11 protein-coding genes and 1 pseudogene are annotated in these 18,231 nt (G+C 44.7%); 3 read left to right on the forward strand and 9 right to left on the reverse strand.

What is annotated here, in order from left to right:
• Window positions 1–123: 123 nt before the first annotated feature.
• The 3 genes from BMY78_RS12915 to BMY78_RS12930 form a co-directional block, all read right to left on the reverse strand.
• The gene (locus tag BMY78_RS12915; RefSeq protein ID WP_090899016.1) at window positions 124–1,302 is read right to left on the reverse strand and encodes an MFS transporter; all 1,179 of its coding nucleotides are present in this window, start codon (window positions 1,300–1,302) and stop codon (window positions 124–126) included.
• 24 nt (window positions 1,303–1,326) lie between these two features.
• The gene (locus BMY78_RS12920) at window positions 1,327–2,145 is read right to left on the reverse strand and encodes a MerR family transcriptional regulator (RefSeq protein ID WP_090899019.1); all 819 of its coding nucleotides are present in this window, start codon (window positions 2,143–2,145) and stop codon (window positions 1,327–1,329) included.
• An 844-nt stretch (window positions 2,146–2,989) separates the two neighbouring features.
• On the reverse strand, window positions 2,990–3,355 hold the full coding sequence (locus BMY78_RS12930) for a cupin domain-containing protein (RefSeq protein ID WP_090899025.1): 366 nt from the start codon (window positions 3,353–3,355) through the stop codon (window positions 2,990–2,992).
• A 141-nt stretch (window positions 3,356–3,496) separates the two neighbouring features.
• On the opposite strand from BMY78_RS12930, the gene BMY78_RS12935 reads away from it, so the two are divergent.
• Complete coding sequence (locus BMY78_RS12935) at window positions 3,497–4,363, forward strand: LysR family transcriptional regulator (protein WP_090899027.1); 867 nt, start codon at window positions 3,497–3,499, stop codon at window positions 4,361–4,363.
• Between the two features lie 36 nt (window positions 4,364–4,399).
• Here the strand turns inward: BMY78_RS12935 and BMY78_RS33285 are convergent.
• Window positions 4,400–4,495 (reverse strand): annotated as a pseudogene (locus tag BMY78_RS33285) (FAD-dependent oxidoreductase); the annotation flags it as partial.
• Window positions 4,496–6,058 (reverse strand): FAD-dependent monooxygenase, encoded by a 1,563-nt coding sequence (locus tag BMY78_RS12940; protein WP_256222091.1) that lies wholly within the window; start codon window positions 6,056–6,058, stop codon window positions 4,496–4,498.
• A gap of 127 nt (window positions 6,059–6,185) precedes the next feature.
• Between BMY78_RS12940 and BMY78_RS12945 the strand changes: the two genes are divergently transcribed.
• Window positions 6,186–6,824 carry a TetR/AcrR family transcriptional regulator gene (locus BMY78_RS12945; RefSeq protein WP_090899029.1) on the forward strand — a complete coding sequence of 213 codons (639 nt, stop codon included), beginning with the start codon at window positions 6,186–6,188 and terminating at the stop codon, window positions 6,822–6,824.
• 242 nt (window positions 6,825–7,066) lie between these two features.
• On the opposite strand, the gene BMY78_RS12950 is transcribed toward BMY78_RS12945, so the two are convergent.
• A complete protein-coding gene (locus BMY78_RS12950; RefSeq protein WP_090899032.1) occupies window positions 7,067–8,419 on the reverse strand; it encodes a glucoamylase family protein in 1,353 nt (450 codons plus the stop codon).
• A 290-nt stretch (window positions 8,420–8,709) separates the two neighbouring features.
• Between BMY78_RS12950 and BMY78_RS12955 the strand changes: the two genes are divergently transcribed.
• Window positions 8,710–9,264: a stalk domain-containing protein gene (locus BMY78_RS12955; RefSeq protein WP_090899035.1), complete on the forward strand. Its 555-nt coding sequence runs from the start codon at window positions 8,710–8,712 to the stop codon at window positions 9,262–9,264.
• 166 nt (window positions 9,265–9,430) lie between these two features.
• Here BMY78_RS12955 and BMY78_RS12960 read toward each other — a convergent pair whose 3' ends face one another.
• The 3 genes from BMY78_RS12960 to BMY78_RS12970 form a co-directional block, all read right to left on the reverse strand.
• Window positions 9,431–14,494: a golvesin C-terminal-like domain-containing protein gene (locus tag BMY78_RS12960; RefSeq protein WP_090899038.1), complete on the reverse strand. Its 5,064-nt coding sequence runs from the start codon at window positions 14,492–14,494 to the stop codon at window positions 9,431–9,433.
• Window positions 14,495–14,764: 270 nt separating this feature from the next.
• A complete protein-coding gene (locus tag BMY78_RS12965) occupies window positions 14,765–15,973 on the reverse strand; it encodes an SGNH/GDSL hydrolase family protein (protein ID WP_090899041.1) in 1,209 nt (402 codons plus the stop codon).
• Between the two features lie 17 nt (window positions 15,974–15,990).
• Window positions 15,991–18,222, reverse strand: a complete 2,232-nt coding sequence (locus BMY78_RS12970) for an FAD-dependent oxidoreductase (RefSeq protein WP_090899043.1) — start codon at window positions 18,220–18,222, stop codon at window positions 15,991–15,993.
• Window positions 18,223–18,231: the final 9 nt, after the last annotated feature.

Raw genomic sequence — 18,231 nt, forward strand, 5'->3', positions numbered from 1 at the left:
TATTTTACTTTGATTATAATCCTCCCCTTTAAAGTGCTTACTTATATGGACGCGCTACAAATACATAATGTTGCCAAACGTTATTCAATTCCTGGTTCGAAACTGTTCCGCTCCAGCCCCTGACTATAAAGAAACCCCTTTAGAGTTGAGATTAGAACTGCTCATTTTTTTGAATAATACGATGGCAAAAAGAAAAGCTATGCTTACAGCGGCAAAACCCAGCCAATTCAAATACAGAACAGATGTATGACGGATGACGAGCCCTCCTAATCCAGATCCCAGTGCAAAACCAAATTGGATAAACGACGTATTTACGCTAAGGGCAATATCCGGATTTCGTGGTGCTAGAGTAACCAGATATAGTTGCTGGGCAGGGGAAATGCTCCACGTGGCTAACATAAAAATCATTAACACCAAGAGTAGAACCACCAGATGCACACCCGCTAGAGCGAATAAAAGAAGAGTCACGCCCTGTAACATCAGTCCGAGGCCAATGGTAAACTTTGACCCCTTTGCATCTGCCAATTGCCCGCCCACTTTTGATCCGACAAAGCTGCAAATCCCCGCCAGAAACAGAACACCGCTTATTTCGGCCATGGACAGAGAGGATGTAGCTTGCAAGAAAGGCGTAATATAGGTAAACAGTGTAGCATAACCGCCAACATACAATAACGTAATAACCAAGGCAGTCAGAATGGTTGGATTTTTTAAAATGGTAAGCTGCATGGTGAGGGTAACCTTTTCTTCTTCTTTGATTGCCGGAATCTTTTTATAGATGATCAGTAACGGAAGAACACTTAACAAACCGATGAAAACAAATAGAGCTCTCCATCCAAACATCTCACTAAAAAATGTGCCTATGGGAACACCGAGCACTAGCGAGCTGCTAAGCCCCATCAAAATGATACCAATGGCATTGCCACGTTTTTCTTTTTCCACGAGTCGTGTCGCTACTGCCATAGCTACAACGGTAGCCATTCCACCACTAGCCCCTTGAATCATTCGTACCCAAAGTATCGTTTCATAGGTAAGATCGACGAGCATTAGTCCGTTGCTGGCAATAAATACACTGAGGGTAGCCATCAGCAACTTCTTGCGATCCATATTTATGGTTAATGCAATCAATATCGGAGCAATTATGGCCGCTGCGAGAGCAAACACGGTCACCAGCAACCCTGCTTCGGAAGTAGATACTTGCAAGTCCGCAGCGATCATTTCAATGACTCCAGTAATAATGTATTCAATGGTTCCAATCAGAAAAACAGCCAGTGCCAGGACATAGATGATTCCTTTATTTTTCAATGTATTCCACTCCACCTTCTTCAGTTATCTATTTCGTATTGGAATTTGGATTTCGATAAATTGTGCCTCTTGTTCTGGAGATAACGGCAAATATAGTTCCCTACCCGATTCATCTTCCTTGATCTGATAGTTGTTTTTCTCAATCCATTTCGCCAGATGAACACAGGCCGCCCCATCAAACTTGGAATTTGAATGAAAAGCCATCGTAGCCATCATCGGTTCAGGAGGAAGAGTCCGCAGTTGAAACGGCTCCGGGAATGATTGCAGCTCACAGGTTAAAAAATAACCAACTTCGAACTCAAACTCATCCTCTTTTCCGTCAATGTCTCTCCACAACACAACCTGAGGACCTTGAATCCATTGGCGAATTTCCTTTGTTACGAACTGATCAAACTTACGAAACAAAGTCGGAATGTCCTCTTCTCTGCCGCATGCTTTCTGAAAAAGAAACGGCTGAGCACCTTCTGCTTTGATTCGGATCTCTTGACCTGTTTCGACCTGTCCCTCTTCTTCTATAAGCTTCATACGCTCCTCAATCCTGACAAGTTTGGCTTGTTCTGTATCGATGATTTGTTGGATTTCGCTTCTTTTCAACCTAAACATGCCTTGAATATTCTCCAATGTAATTTCTTCCTGGAGCAACTGTGTAATTTGGGGCAAGGTGAAACCCAATTCCTTATAGATCAAGATTCGGTTGAGCTCAAGAAGCTGATCTGCGGAATAGTAACGATAACCCGTATCGTGATCCACTTTTCTCGGCTTAAGTATGCCAATCTGGTCATAATAGCGCAGTGTTTTTAAAGAGACCTTGCTTAGCCTGGAAAACACACTGATTTTGAACAAAATATCATCTCCAATCTATAACATAATGCGAGTATACAGTTTCCCGTGCAGGGGAAAGTCAAGGGTGTAGAGGCTTTTCATTTTGCGGGGGACGCTACGTCACATTCTATGATGAAAAAAATAGATAAAAGGAGTTCTAATTATGCCTGAAACCCATGTAAAGGAACAGTATAAAATACTGTTGATAGCATTACTAACGCAATGATCATGGGTCTAATTCCGTCAATCTTACCTATGTAATTTAAAATCTTGTCTATTGGAATCATACTGGTGAGAAAATACAAGAAATGATTTTTTGAAAAGAGGAAAGTTAGATGCGATTATCGGTTCTACAGATATTATTGAAAAGGGGTTTCCAGATATTTCTAAGCAAGCTTTCTTGGATGGACAAATAAAATTGTGGAGGTTACGGGCACCATTTATGAAAAAGAATATCTGAACAGCCCATAGTAAAGTGGCCCCATCAAAATAACGAATGTTATCAACATCCAAATTCTTCTCGTTACAATCGGTAATTCCTCCAGGATTGCTTCACCTTCGTAATCTTTTAGAAGCATTGTGAATGATATATCCCACAGAAGAGCTGTCACGGTAACCATTTTCCACACAGAAGGATTTAGAATAGTGTTTTCCGTAACGTATTGCATTATAGCCAATCCTTTTCGCAATGGATATATTCAAATCCTTCCATATATAATGGCTATGTAATCGTTCATTTCGGTTATACTTTCTTCACCTCGCAACAAGCTCTTAATTCCATAAAAAAAGCCGCTGCATTAGCGACTTTCAATGGAACATTATTCTTGTATCCTGACAGTATGTTTGTGTTGTTTCATCAACTTCATTAGATCCAAATATCATTGACTGCTGTTAATTCTGACTCTGTCTCGCCAGTGTTTACTACGCCCCTAGGCTCAACCATCATGATATGACATTCCTGTTGAGCAAACGTTTTGTGTTCGACTCCTCTTGGTACAATAAACATCTCCCCTTGGGAAATCTTTACTTGGCCATCGCGGAAATAGATAAACATCTCCCCTTTGATCACGATAAATACCTCATCGGTATCTTGATGATCGTGCCATACAAAATCTCCTTTGATTTTAACCAATTTAAACTGATAATCATTCATTTCACCAATAACTTTCGGAGACCAATGTTCATTGAACTTAGATAATTTCTCTTCAAAATTAATAGGTTGGTAACTCATATTAAACACTCCTTTTTCAACCCATTGGCAATGGTGTTAATCCCTCTGATTCATTAAGTTTACATGCTATGATGCATCACGTAAAATCAAATAAAAGTATATAGATCATCATAATATGTGATGCAAAAGGAGAGGGCTGTTTTGGATATTAGGTCTTTGGAAGTGTTTAAGGCAGTAGCCATTGAACAAAGCATCACCAAGGCTGCTGAGAAATTGAATTATGTACAGTCCAACGTTACTGCACGAATACAACGTCTTGAGCAAGAATTGGGCGTTCCTCTGTTATATCGATATCATAAAAAGGTATCCTTAACGCCTGCAGGACGTGAGCTGTTGCCGCATGTAAACAAGTTGCTCTATGATTTCGAGGAAGCGATTGAGGCAGTTAAACTTTCTTCTGCCCCGCGGGGAACCTTGCGCATTGGAGCTATGGAGTCAACTGCTTCTACACGATTGCCATTGATCTTCACACAATATCACAAGAAATTTCCACAAGTAGAATTAAGCTTATATATGGCACCTACCGTAGATCAAGTAAGTACCATTCTCGAATATAAGGTAGACGGTGCATTTGTGGATGGACCCATTCTTCATCCGGAGATTGTTGAATACCCTGTGTTTGAAGAATCTCTAGTTTTGATTACGAGTTTCTCTCCCGAGCCCTTTCAATTAGAATCGATTTTACATGAACCACTGCTTTCGTCATTCGCGCATTGCATCTATTTGGGACGCTGGCAGCGATGGCTAGAGGATAATGGTTATGCTTCTATGAAGGTCATGGAATACGGCACACTAGAGGGTGTTCTTAAATGTGTCGAGAACGGGCTAGGAGTCACTGTTTTACCCGTGTCTATGGTTGAATCACGCATAGAGCAGGGGAAAATCAGCTGTCATCCATTACCGGAATCGTATGGAAAAGTGCCCACGGTGTTTATAAGACGACGTGACTCGTACATGACAAGTGCTCTCTCACAATTTATGGAGCTGGTGGGCATCACTAATTTTTGATTTATTTCCAGATGGTCACTAGCGTGTTTGGCGTGAGCCTTTCTCCGCCAGAATTGCCGCAGCCGCACCTGCGGCCTCGCCCATCGCAAAGCAATTCGGCATGACTCTGGCAGAGCCTTGGGTCGTTCGATCCTATGATATGCCACACAAAATCAAGTAATTCAGGATCGATGCGATATCATCAAGGGAGGTGCGCAGTGCGATATAACCGTCAGGACGAATCAATACAAGTTCTTTACTTGCGACATCGTAAATTCGATAGGCATTGCCTGCTGTGTCTATTATGCCTTCCAACGCCTCCACCTTCGATGGCAGGATATAATGCAAATGGAGTTCGTCGTTGGTAAAGTTCTTCAGAGAAGGATCGATGTAGTTTGTAAAAGCCAAAAGCGTCCAGTGTGGGCCGCGCAAGAGGTCAAAGACATTTCCTGCAAACCCGGTGCCTTGCAGTCCCGTAGCATTAGGAGCACGATCTCCAGGAAGTGAACGGGTAGCATTTGTTCGAGCAGACGGACGGGTAAGCGAACTAGACCGATAGGAAATGAGAAGCCCGCTCGTCAGATCGTCGGATATGGTGCTCAAGGATTGGGACAACCCTCCGCCTTCTGTCGCCGTTCCTATGACGCCTCCCATCTTCTTTGTGCTGTCTTTGAGCACGGCTTGAGCCACTGGGCGGCGCTCTTCATCGTACGTGTCGAGCAAGGCGGTGTCCGCTCCGCGTATGACAGCCGCCAGCTTCCAGCCGAGGTTGTATGCGTCCTGAATCCCCGTATTCATGCCTTGACCGCCGGCCGGAGAATGAACATGAGCAGCATCACCGGCAAGGAAGACCCGGCCATTGCGGTAACATTCAACCATACGAACGTTGACGCGGTAGATGGACAGCCAGGAAGCATCCGTGAGCTGAACACGTCCGGCCCCGGCGCGACGGTCAAACATAGCCTGATACACCTCTAACGACGGCTGTTCTGGTTCTTCAATGTCTGCCGGAATTGTAGCCTGCAGCTGCCAAATATCGGATTTCGGCAGCGGTGTCACCCCGACCATCCCCTCCGAAGAAGTCCAGATATGAATATGGTCACGATCTAACCCTTCCAATCGTACATCGCCAAGATACCATCGCTCATGATCATGTGTTTCCCCAACCAACGGTAAGTGAATAAATTTGCGGATATTGCTTTTGCCCCCGTCAGCGCCGACTACATAAAGAGCACGAATTTGCTCTTCTCCTTGTGGTGTATTCACGGTTACCGATACACCATCCACATCCTGAACAAGCCCTACAGCTTCCATGCCCAACTCAATTTGACCGCCAAATACTGCATATCGGTCGCGCAACGCTTTTTCCACATCAAATTGAGCAATCCAGACCGGATCACGATAGGGTGTCTCAAGTTCGGCGCTGGCTGCAACGGTAATAGTCGGCTTCTCCACACTTCTGCCATCTGCGGTATAATAACGAACAGGTAAGTCCACAACACCTGTATCAACAATGTAGTGAACGGCTTCCAAATCATCGACGACTTCAAGCGAGCGAGGCTGGATTCCTTTGGCGCGAGATGCAACGTTATACACGGTGCTTCGATCAATAATACGATGGTTGACGTTTCGACGGGCAAGTTCGCAGGCAAGTGTAAGCCCTGTGGGTCCGGCCCCGACAATGAGAACATCAACAACAGACGGTATGGTATTCATGGATAAAAACCTCCTTGATCATTGATTTGATATGCTACATTTGTTACACTACACCGTACAGTGTAATTTGTAAAGCAGGGCTCTAATCAATTTCTGAAAGTATACCTATACAGGGGGAAACGTAAGAATGGATAATACGGAAAATAAGAAAATCCGCAAAGGCTCTTCAGAAAAACGAGCTAAAATAATTGCGGCGGCACGAGAGCTGTTTCTTTCAGAAGGGTTTGATCGTTCCAGCGTCGATGCGGTCGCAACTAAAGCGGGAGTTTCCAAACGGACAGTTTATGATTATTATGGCGACAAACAGAACCTACTGCTTGCCGTTGTTGAAGAATCCAGTTCGGCGGTTCTGGATATGATTGAGCAAGGGATTTCAGACCACCTCCTGGAATTCGAGGATCTTGAGCAGGCGCTCATCTTATTTTGTGAACAAATCGTAGCTTGTGCGAATGGTTCGTCCGATTACAAGGCTTTGATTCGTCTGGTTATGGTGGAAGCTGCCAACCTGCCAGACTCGTTTTTTGAAAGGCTGGATAACGCAACTGAAGAGGGGATTATCAGGAGGTTTACAGCTTTTGGACAAAACGGATTGCTCGATGTGATTGACCCTAAAATGGCTGCAAAGCACTTCGCTGCATTAACGTTTTTATTGGTATTCAATCAACCGGGAAAAATCGGAATATTAGAGGAGGAACAAACTCAACGTATTATCACTGAAGGCGTACGCGTCTTTCTTTGCGCTTATGCACCACAACGTAAGTCTTAAAATCGCCGTTGTGAATACCTTTTCTTTTTCCGGATACGATATTTTCATCGGTGATCGGGGGATCACCCTGTCTTCGCCAGCACCTGCAACGTAAATTTCATAATCCAATCGATCTACGACTTCATTATCAATGGTAAACGCAAAAACGGAACGAAGCATGCCGATACCCTGCTTCGTTCCGCCCATCCTTTTATCTTCGTCCCATTCCGTTGAGTGAACTTGCTCTAATCTAAAGCAACCCTTTATTGAATGGAAAAAACTTCTTTTTTCAATAATTCTTCTGGCGTCTGCCCTATCACATCACTGTGAAAATAATCGCGTATAACGCCATCTTGAAGATAGTTAGCGATCGACACCATAATCATCCCTTGATCCAGTGCCAAATAGGCCTTGGCAATTTCACCAGTTTCAACATTAACGGAGTCATAGAACCCGTATTTGCCAACCATTTTGAAGTTCTTTAAAGCTTTGATGTTCTTTCGAACAGCTTCAGGAGCATAATCCAGGGCAAGGAATGTTGCGTGTGCTGTTACCGTTGCTCCATCTTTGTAACCTGAGGTACCTAACGGCGTTGCTGCAAACTCACTGTAACCTGTCGGAGTTGCAGAAGGTGAAAAGCCCCATGCGGCATACCCTTTTTCTTTGGCATATTCGATTTGCAATTCGACATGACGTTGGTTGTTCAAGCCCAAAGCTTGAGTACCCAGTTCTTTTTCCTTTATGACCATACCAGGCATAAGAGCCTCAAACATACTGCCTCCCCAGCTTGGCACGAACTTTTTATCCTTGTATACATAACTTCCTTCAAACACATCCACTCCATCGTACTTAACGGATTTGCCTTGGGGAATCTGAGCTTGCCAATCCCATTCTTGAGGCAAGGTGCGATACATCTTCCACCAATGATCTTGGGGAACGTCACCTTTCCCAATCGCAATATAGCTGGCTAAGCGTGGTTCCGTATAAAACATCCCATAATGGTGCTCTGTCAGCGCGCCTTTAGCCACATCATAACCTCCGCGAAATTGACCGACTTCAGGATCATATAGCGGTGTATAATTCATATTTTCAACCAACTTGCTTGTTTGCCCATGAAGTTCTTCATAGGCTTGCCCAACGACCATTAAACCTGCGGATAACCAGCCATTATCGACTTGGGAAATAAATTGTCCCCAATCTTTCTTCACTGAACCGTCATCCGTGTTATACCAGTTATAGAATAGTCCGTTCCACTTTTCTAACTTTTCAAGCGAATTTAAAGTCGTTTGCAGGCGATGTACAGCTTCTTTCTTTGAAATAATACCCAATTGTTGGGCTGAAACGGTACTCATCATATACATTGCGATATTTGTGGGCGAAGTCCGTTTAGCTTCTTCTGTCTCGTTTTCAGTGAGCCGTACTTCATCGTAAGTCAAGCCGGTGTTCTGATCTGTATAGTCCTCAAAAAACGTATAAGTCTTATTTGCAATCGCTTTCAATTCTGCTCGAAATCCATTTAGATTGCTTGAGTCTTTCGCTGAAACCATAGAAGTTAAAGTTAAATTAGCCAACAGACAGCAAGTTAAAATAAAACTAAAAACTTTTATTTTTTTCATGATTTTCTCCCTTCAAATGAACTCGAAACGTTTCGTGTATATGTTATCATAAATTTACCATTTCGGTAAATAAAAAAATAAAACGCTTACAAATGTTGATTTTAACAAGGTTTATTTATAAATATAAATTCGAAACGTTTCATTATATGTGCAATAAACCCATCTGTCAGGCAAAGTAGCCGACTCTGAAGACAACTCGTAAAATCTGCAAAAACTGGATTTAAAAGAAACATTCATCCGCTTTGTAGCGTTAATGTCATGTAAACCATATTACTTTAGGGGGCATCGAAATGAAGCGAGCTATTTCTTTATTGTTAATATTAACTTTTGTTGTCAGTTCAGCGTCCATTGCATCTGCCAAGGACCAATCTGCAAGGGAACTACCCTTTGATGAACGTGCGGCGAATATGTACAGCCCTTTACTAAAAAAATCCATCTTAAATGTAACGCATGACAACAAGCTAACTACAACGACGTATCAATCGATATATATTCCAGTGAAGGATATATTTAAATCAACCGCAGCAATAATTACATGGGATGGTAAGAAAAAAATAACGACAATTAAAAATCAAGGACAAGAGCTAATTCTCAATTTCTCGGGGAATACGGTCTTAGCTGAGCAGAATCAAGTTGTTATCCCTCAAGAGTGGGTACAATTGAAGAACGGAGTCTCCACCATTAATGCATTTGTCTTAACGTATATTTTTGAATATTACGCAGATGAATCGGATCATGAAAGAGTTGAATGGGAAGAACGACTTGAATTTTTGGATATTAAACAAACAACCGGGATCGCAGGAGTAGATCGAAATATGCATGTATTTGTTGAATTTAATGATTAACCTAGAGTTCTTGTAACTGAATCCTTTCTGAAGATACTGATATACGCCATTACTCAACAAAAAAGCCGAATGGATCGTTCTCATCCACTCGGCTCTTATGTTATTTTACAATCATTTGTTTAACATCACTTACCTTAGTTCCACTTCCATTCGCAATTCACTGCCATTATTCAGAAAGTGTCGGTTCACCTTGAGCTTCATTTGCAAGCAGCTCCGAATCATCGGAATGCCGTTCGAACATAACTGCATCAGCCCTCGTATAGATCATATCTGCAGGAAGCGTTGGCGGGTCTACCGTTGTAGGCGTAACCCTGGTTAACCGGACATACTCGCTGCCGTCACCCGTAAAGTCGAACGTTCCTAGATTAACCCAACCCGATGAGCCGACCGTTGCATCGATATAGGTGACCTCGGTACCCGTCTTATGCTTCACTTCCACTTTGACATGATTATCGTTACCCGTCGTATGGACGAGCTTGTAGATCGAGACCGTATATTTCCCCTCTGGAAACTGGCCTTTCCAAGTTGCGGATGATCCTTCAACTGTTGAGTAACGGGATTTAACCCCAATTTTGTATCCGGCTAAATTGCTTTGACTCCAAGACCCTTCTGTCGTGTACAACCCAGTTGTATTTGTACTGTCCACGATAACCGTTAGGTCCTTAATCGTGATGTTCAAAGGTGGTGTGGTTAAGGTCACACCATCAATCGTTACTGTGGCCCATACCTCAATGTGATTCGTATCCCCATCGAGATTTAGAAGGGTCAACAAGCCACTGCTATCCACTTCGGCCAGATCCGTACGATCAACGAAATACTGTACATTGGCCTGTGTTAGATCACCGATCAAACCGTTATCCAAATAGCCGGTTACGCTCAGCTGTGCGGTTTGAGTCATCTGCAGCTCGTTCCGATCAGACAGGATCACAGCAGACTCCAATTGCGGTATCTGGTTCGCGTCCACCCACATGATCGCATCGGCAACGACCCGAGACTTGTTGGCCTTGTTGGTTAGTTCCACGTACCCGCTATCGCCTGCAGCAAAAGGATAATCCCCTAGGTGAACCCAAGTACCATTCGCTGCTGTCTCATCAACAGTAACCGTCTCGGAGCCTCCGCTGTAATACACGGTAAATGAGGCATTCGTTGTCCAATTTTCACTCGCAGCGGTGATTTGCGGAATCTTGTAATACACACTGTAAGTGACACTTTCCGGCAGCTCAGGCCGCCATCTCATTTTGCTTGTCGCTGTGCCAGCCGTAGATTTGGCATACACATAGTTATCATAGTAATAGTTGTCAGCCGTCGTATCCCTTATCCAGACGCCTTCTGTCTCCGCCTCCGTATTATCCACTATGATAGATGAACTCTCCTGCCCATCGGGTTGGACTGGAGTTTCCGTAACCTGATCAGGCAGATAAAGTGTCCGCTTGCGGGTCTGTTTCCCCTCTGATTCCACGTAATACGTGAAGGTTTGGGATAAATCATTCACCCGTATCGACCATTCCATCGGGTATATCGTATCTGGGACGGTTGTATACGTAGCCCCGCCATCCAAGGAATAATGGATTGTCGCTGGTTTCGTCGTTTTGGCCTGCACATATGCATCATAGACCGTTTCGTCGGGTTTAACCATCAGCATGCCTTTAACCGCATCAATTGGACTGTGGGTATCAAAGAAATAGCTTGCATCCGATGGTTCAGCCGTTCTAACCTGATGCAGCGGCACATCAATGTTAAGTCCTTCTACAATGATAGCGGTGATGCCCTTGCCTGAAACCGTGGCTTGAATGATTCCGCCACTCATAACTGCTTGCTCTGGTGTACCATTGTCGCGGATGATCGTTACGGTATAATCCTGTGTTGGGTTGAATCCAATGATTTGTTCATTCAATTCAATCGGAGTCTGAATTTCTTCTGACGATGCATTGCTTAGCCCGATGTAGAATTTATCACCGCTCTCACCCGTTATCCAATTCAATTGAGGATGGTTGGTCTTAATAATCCCCTTGGGCATCCAAAGCCAAACGTCGGAATTGCCATAAAATTGACCTGGTTTATTCCCATAGAGGTGATATTTGAACCATAAAAAATTCGTTTCAAATACGGAAGGAAATGTAATACTCCCGTTCGATTTTAATGATTGTTCGCTGATCAAATAATCCATCGTTTGCCCAAGCTGCCCCGGAATATGGTGGTAATAGATGGATGTAGCCCCGCTGGGGCCTTCCAGCGGAAAGTCTGATTCAAGTTGACTAACGGCGAAACCCTTATAGTAATAACCTGGATAACTGGAATATCGGCCAATAACCGCATTATGAGCAATATCCTGCAGCAGTTTATCCCCTGTATAAAGCGACAATCTCAGCATGAATGGAGCTTCCTGAGCATTCATCCGATAATAGCCGGTTGTACTTCCTGCTTCAAACGTCAATCCGCTCGGTGAAACCAGCCAACTCGCAGCTTGAACGCCTCCAGCTATATCTTCTGGAAGCTTGAGCCTAGGATATTGAAATTTACCACTTTCCGGCCAATGGAACGACTCCGCGTAATTATACGTCTCTGGCTGCGGAATCGTAACGTTTCCTTCAGGAACTGGACGAGCAACGAACATGGTTGCATACCGTTTGGCTTCCTTATAAGCGGCATTCAAATATTTGGGATCTTGAGTTTCCTCATATAGCTCCAAGATCTCCATCCACAGCTTGCTATAATAATAAATGAACTCATTTTTACTCACATCCACGGTTGCAGGCGTATCGATATATTGCAAGATATAACTATCGGCTGCATCCTTGGCAGCCTGCAAATACTGGGCCTCTCCTGTCATACGATACATCATCAGGGGTTGAATGACAGGCCCCCGGTCTTTCTGGTCAGGATCACGCATGAGGTACTCTTCCTGTGCCAGCGCCCCAATTCCTGCCGAAGTGCCCATCATCTGATTGACGGCGGCTACGCTTGAAACATCGAACGGCAGAGTAGCCATTTTCCATAAGGAAGGCACACCGTAAACTTTCTTCTGGGTCGGCGACCAACCGATACCGTTTCGCGATACGCCATACTGGACGGACGGCAGTGCTCTCGTATCGTATAGCTGGTCATCCCCAGTCAAATAGTAAGCCCCCAAAAGAACCGCATTCGAGCTTGTTCGGACGCTATCCTCGTTTTCGATATCAATAAAGCCCTTGGCACGGCTCCACCACCCGCTGGGTGACGGGACATAATTGACAGAGTCGTCCCCTTGCGGCTCAATCTTAAGCAAATCGATCATATTGAACATCGCGTCAGTGAGCGATTGATCTGACACATTTTCCCGGTATGCTGAATAACCGTACTCATTGCGAAGAATATCCGCGTAGGACTCATACAGATTGCTTTTTTGAGCGATTAGCCCCATATGAAATTGATAAGTGCTTTCTGCGGTCATTTGCGAATAAGTCCCTAATTGAGGCGCATACAGGATGGGCTGCACGCTGCCTTCGTTGTTGACTAGGCTCATGCCAAGCCGTTGTTTCGTAACGCCTCCCGTCGGTTCAAATTCAATCGGAAGCTCTGCCGAAGGTACAAAAACACCATACGTCAATGGATTTCCCGAACCATCATTTTTCTCAACCAGGCTCATCGGAGCGCTCAGCTCTCTCAAGCTTGTTGATTCCACCGTACCTACCATTTTGGCATGGGACCTGAATCCATTTAACACTTCATTGATGCCCGAGACTGCCTCTGTTGTGAAGGACTGATATCCTATAACATAATTGCCGTCGCGGCGAGGTGTAAAAGCAAAGGAAACATCTGGTTTATCCCCTGCCATGGACCAGTTCACTTCAAAATCGTAATCACTGCCATGCGTAGAATCGGTTAATACCGCCGTGTGGCTGTCTGGAAAATGGACCTCGTCGAATGTAATCCAGCGTTTGTTCATCGTATCGTAGTAATTGGTTCGGCTGCCCGCATTCCCATCCAATAAAACCCATTGCTCCTCAAGTCTTTCCGATATATTATTAATCGGCATCCAGTTTCCCGTGTCCGTGTTCTTGTAGAACATGTCACGAACGATGGATTTGCCCCCATCCCATGCTGCCTCATAGAAGGTCGCCTTATAGTTAGCATTTTCGATGCTGCCTTTTTCCGTGTAACTGAGATTCGCTAATGTGCGGCTCCGCAGCGGGGGCAACGGTGGTGCTTGCTGTCGGATATTTCCTTCGAACTTGACTGCATCGGCCCGTGTAATAATTGTCCCCGTCGTAGGTTGCGTTCGAGTCAGCCTGACAAATTCGCTATCATTACCACTAAACTCATACTCCCCGAGATCCACCCATCCAACCGATGGACCTGACGAAGGTCTTAGATCCATAAACTTGACATCCGTTATCCCGTTATGAACAATCTCAATTTTCACATTACTGTCTGCTTTATCCGCCCAATCCAGCTTATAGAACGATATTCTCGCCGTCCCTGCTTCCAAGCGCGGATTCCATGTGATCGTTCTACCTACAGCGTCTGTGTATTTGGAACTGGAATTATTGTATCCCTTCACTCCTGCGCTTGTGGTCCAATAAGGAGCGGAGAACCCGTTATTGACATTGCCTGAATCAACAGTGACGACATTATCAATTGTGAGGCTTCCATCATCAATGATGATCGTCTTATGTGGTTCTTTCTGCCTTATATTCCCTTCGAACTTGACCGCATCCGCACGCGTAAGGATCGTGTTCGTGGTGCCGGTAGACCGAGTCAATTTAACGAATTCTTCACCAACTCCGGAAAAATAGTACTCTCCCAAATCAACCCAACCTGCTGGAGCGCCAGATGAGGGTCTTAGATCCATAAAGACTACATCCGTCGTTCCATTATGAACAATTTCGATTTTCACATTGCTATCAGCCTTATCCGCCCAATCCAGCTTATAGAAAGATATTTTCGCGGTTCCTGCTTCCAAGCGTGGATTCCATGCGATCGTTCTGCCTGCTGTACTCGTATATTGGGTGCTTGAAAGATCATACCCCTTCACCCCTGTGCTTGTGGTCCAATTTGGAGCCGAATATCCATTGTTCTCGTTACCCGCATCAGGTGTCACAACATCATTAATCTTAATGCTCCCGTCATCGATGATAATGGTCTGATAAGGTAAGGTCTCCGCATAAGCGGCCCTTATTCCGATCAGGCTGGAAGGAACTACTATCGTCAACATGAAAACGATGAAGAAAAAAAGCTTCCTTTTGACCATACAACTCACAGCCTCTCCTATTAATGATAACGCTTCCATAAATGCATTGCCTCTTGCTCGAATGATCGTAAAAAAGCAATTAACCTAGTCTTCTGGCTAATCCCGCTCTGTCGTTTTTATCTTAGCATGTTACATCACGGTGAAATTTCTTTCATTTTAAGAATTTCTTATATGATTTTAAGTAAAAAAAGAAACCTACATCCTAATTGATTGCTCAGTTGCAGTCAGATAGAATATAGGTCTTCCAAGTGTTCCAAAAGGACTAATCAATTATAATGGCGGCTGCACCAATAGTAACTTACCAAGCTGAATGACCGTTTGATCATACCAAGCTGGATGCTGCCGCACGTGCTCCATACTTCGTTCATTGCCGCTAGCCTCAAATACGGCCGCTTTGTCAGTCTTCTCGTGATCAATTTCGAAGCGAACTTTATGTTTCCCATTTGGTAGCTCCGGTAAGAAAACATATTGATTTCGATTATGATCGTTATATGATGTGAATCGATCGATAAGAAAGGGTTCCCCTCCATCCACCGTCACCTTCAATCTGCCGGAATCCGGCCCCCCAATATCGAATAATCCGATGTGGGTTCCCTCAAACTCCACTGTGATCGTCTCTCCGGGATCGACTGCTCGCCATAGACCGGGGAACAACCAATCATACTCGCGCACTAATGCAAAATCATCAGGGGTCATGTAAGACCACCCCGCGGAAAAATGAGTAAGACGATCCAGTGGCAGCATGGTTGCATACTCCCAAGGGTTGGCCGGGACCAAAGGCTCCTCCGGCAAGTGATGTTCGACTTTTCCTACGTGATCTCGAAGCTCTCTGATTTTCTCAAACGACCGGTTGATTGTATCTGTGTAAATCTGATGTCCTTCGGGAATCGTTGGATGGATCGAATCATGCGTAAAAATAACGGCTCCGGGAATAGATACGTCTGCTCTTAAGGTGAAAATGAGCTTTCCATCCAAAACCAATTGACTGACTGCTACGCCCAGATGAATCGAAGGAATGCCGTAATAGTCGGCGACTTCCTCTTGCATACGAGCGCCCTTCTGGTATTGGCCGGATTGAAATGAGGTCAAATCCCGTTCCTTAACCGTATACACAAACAGGACATCCGTAAAACGGCTGTGCTTGCGAATCTGTCGGACAATACCTTCGATCCGTGCTTTGGATTCGGGAACTCCCCCATCGTTTCCAACAAATTCAACAAACACGAGATCAGGCTGATGACGCAGTACATCTGTCTCCAAACGGGCGCAGCCGAGGTCCGATCCTGTCCCATCAATGCCTGCGTTCACAGAGCGGATATCTGCATGGGGATATTGCCCTCGCAGCCAATCCGCCGTCATGACCCTGTATCCTTCAGAACGCGTATTACTGCCGCCAAAATAGACAATTGTTACTGTCTCCCCATTTTCCAACTTTTGAATGACATTAGGCAGCCCTCTTCGAGGGAAAAATTCCTTCATCGTGACTTCACCCGCCCTCACTTAGCGTTTTTAGGAGCAAAAAATTTGACAGCAAACACTTCATAATAAGGCGAACCATACGTTGCACAGAAATCAAATCGGACTCGGGTTACACCTTTTGCATGCACCTGATGTTTATTCAACGAAAGATAATTACCACGGATATTCATTTCACTCTCGGTTCCGTCTTCTAAGGTTAAGATCACATCATAATCTTGAATCAACGGCTCGATCGGATCGTCGAAATGCTCCAAATTCAGCTGCGAATTGAAAACAAGATGGATTTCATCCAGATTCTTGGGGCTTGCAAAACCAAATTCCAACCACTCCTGTCCTTCCGAACGTTCAGAAATCCAGCCGTTCGGCAGACCATAAGGTCTGGAGAAGCCGTTGACGACATTCGCGGGATTATACATATCCTGGGATGGCATCAGATCCTTGAAGCAAATGCTTCTGTTGAATTTCTTCAGTCTGGATGGCTCTTCCGGTCTATAATAGAAGCTCACCGCTCCTGTCATTTTTTCTTCATTACCATATACGTCAAGGCTCGCTGTACCTTCCAATACGATGTAGATTTTATCGTCAGCAGGCTTCTGACAGCCCAAATCCAGTGTAATCCAGTCATCGTGCCCCGCTGAAATCATCAAGTTGTAGCCTTTCAGCTCGCTGGCTGGAATATAGTTTTCCTTCCGTTCCCCGCCAAACAGCTTCACTTGCAACGTTTCCGAATGCTCGGATCTATTTTTAATTTTGATCTGCACACTTTCAGCCACGGATGTCTGGATCGGCAAGACCAAACATAACGCTTTGTCCAAGGAGATCTCTTCGGTAGGATGAAGATGTTCATAGCTTCGCTGAGACGAGGCACGAATCGTTAATCCGTCAGCGAAATAAGGGTCCAACGGCTCTTGAAGCCCTACAATCGTTTGCCCGTCTCGAAGCAGCTGCGTCTGAAGCTCACCCATATGCGCTTTGACGATGTCCGCGGGGTCTGTATCATATTTTACGCATAACGCAGCAGCTGTTCCTACCGCCTGCCCCATACAACCACAGGTCGCCATCACCCTTGTAGACCCAAAAGCTACATGGGTAGCGCTTATATTGCGGCCAGCGAACATGAGATTGGGAATATTGCGTGAAAATAAGCTGCGGAAAGGGATATTATACAATCCCGGCACGAAATTCCACGCTGTAGCCGGCCCCTCATCGTAGATGCCTTTATTCGCATGCAAATCCATATACCAGCCTCCGACGGATACAGCATCTTCGAAATGAGTCTTTTCTGTAAGATCGTTCTGAGACAGCATGTGTTCCCCGATAAAACGTCTCGACTCCCGCTTTCCCGGAATCGGGCATACATAATCCAAGATGAGATTGTCTACATCATCAAACTCACCGCTATTTTTGATATAATCCCAGATTCCATACACCAATTTCCGCAGTTCCAATGCGATGTCTTCATTATTCTTGATAATATCCATATGTCCGCCGTATTCCAGCCACCACAATCCGCCAAGTCCATTGATTTTCCTTGGAAAAGACCGATGGTTTATTCCTTTTTTGATACTCTCGAAAAACTCCAGCTTCGTGATATCATACGCAAAGCCAGGCCTTTTGTAAGGAACGGAATAGTTTACGTCACGGGCTTGAAACAGAATCGTATCACCCATCGTGTAATGATCCGCCACTTCTGGAGCAAGCTCCTCCTTGTATTCATGCTTCGCCTCTCTTCCCCATCGGAAGTCAGCACCTGCTTGGTATCCAACAATTCCATCACCAGAGCAATCGATATAGGTTGGGCTTTCAAAACGAAATTTTCTTTCGGAAGCTAATTGAAGGCCCTCCACCCACTTGATTCTGCCGTTCTCGATGCCCGTTTCATGTACACATGTATTCAGAAACAGAGAAATGTTAGGCTCATCATAAACCATGTCGAGCAAGACCGTATCCGAAAGCGAAAGCATAAGCTTCTTGTTGTATAACGGATTATAATGAAAGATCTTCAGCTTGAGTTCTTCTACCAACCCGCCCTCGCGGGCATAATAGGATGGACTATTTCCGAGATATGCCGACCCGTTGATATGAACTCTGACCTCGCTGCTCGCATTTCCCCCAAGCACCGGCCGATCATTAATAAGTGAAACCTGCAGACCTTGGCGTGCAGCTGCAATGGCAGCGCATATCCCTGCAATACCTCCACCTATGACGGTTACATCTGCTTTCATAAGCTCCATTTTGATAACCTCCATGATTAGATG

The organism is Paenibacillus sp. OK076 (assembly GCF_900110055.1).
Classification (GTDB): domain Bacteria; phylum Bacillota; class Bacilli; order Paenibacillales; family Paenibacillaceae; genus Paenibacillus.

Coding starts and splice junctions, on each gene's coding strand:
- BMY78_RS12930 (WP_090899025.1), bottom strand. CDS start 3,355: ATGAGTTACCAACCTATTAATTTTGAAGAGAAATTATCTAAGTTCAAT.
- BMY78_RS12940 (WP_256222091.1), bottom strand. CDS start 6,058: ATGAATACCATACCGTCTGTTGTTGATGTTCTCATTGTCGGGGCCGGA.
- BMY78_RS12945 (WP_090899029.1), top strand. CDS start 6,186: ATGGATAATACGGAAAATAAGAAAATCCGCAAAGGCTCTTCAGAAAAA.
- BMY78_RS12950 (WP_090899032.1), bottom strand. CDS start 8,419: ATGAAAAAAATAAAAGTTTTTAGTTTTATTTTAACTTGCTGTCTGTTG.
- BMY78_RS12955 (WP_090899035.1), top strand. CDS start 8,710: ATGAAGCGAGCTATTTCTTTATTGTTAATATTAACTTTTGTTGTCAGT.
- BMY78_RS12960 (WP_090899038.1), bottom strand. CDS start 14,494: ATGGTCAAAAGGAAGCTTTTTTTCTTCATCGTTTTCATGTTGACGATA.
- BMY78_RS12965 (WP_090899041.1), bottom strand. CDS start 15,973: ATGAAGGAATTTTTCCCTCGAAGAGGGCTGCCTAATGTCATTCAAAAG.
- BMY78_RS12970 (WP_090899043.1), bottom strand. CDS start 18,222: ATGGAGGTTATCAAAATGGAGCTTATGAAAGCAGATGTAACCGTCATA.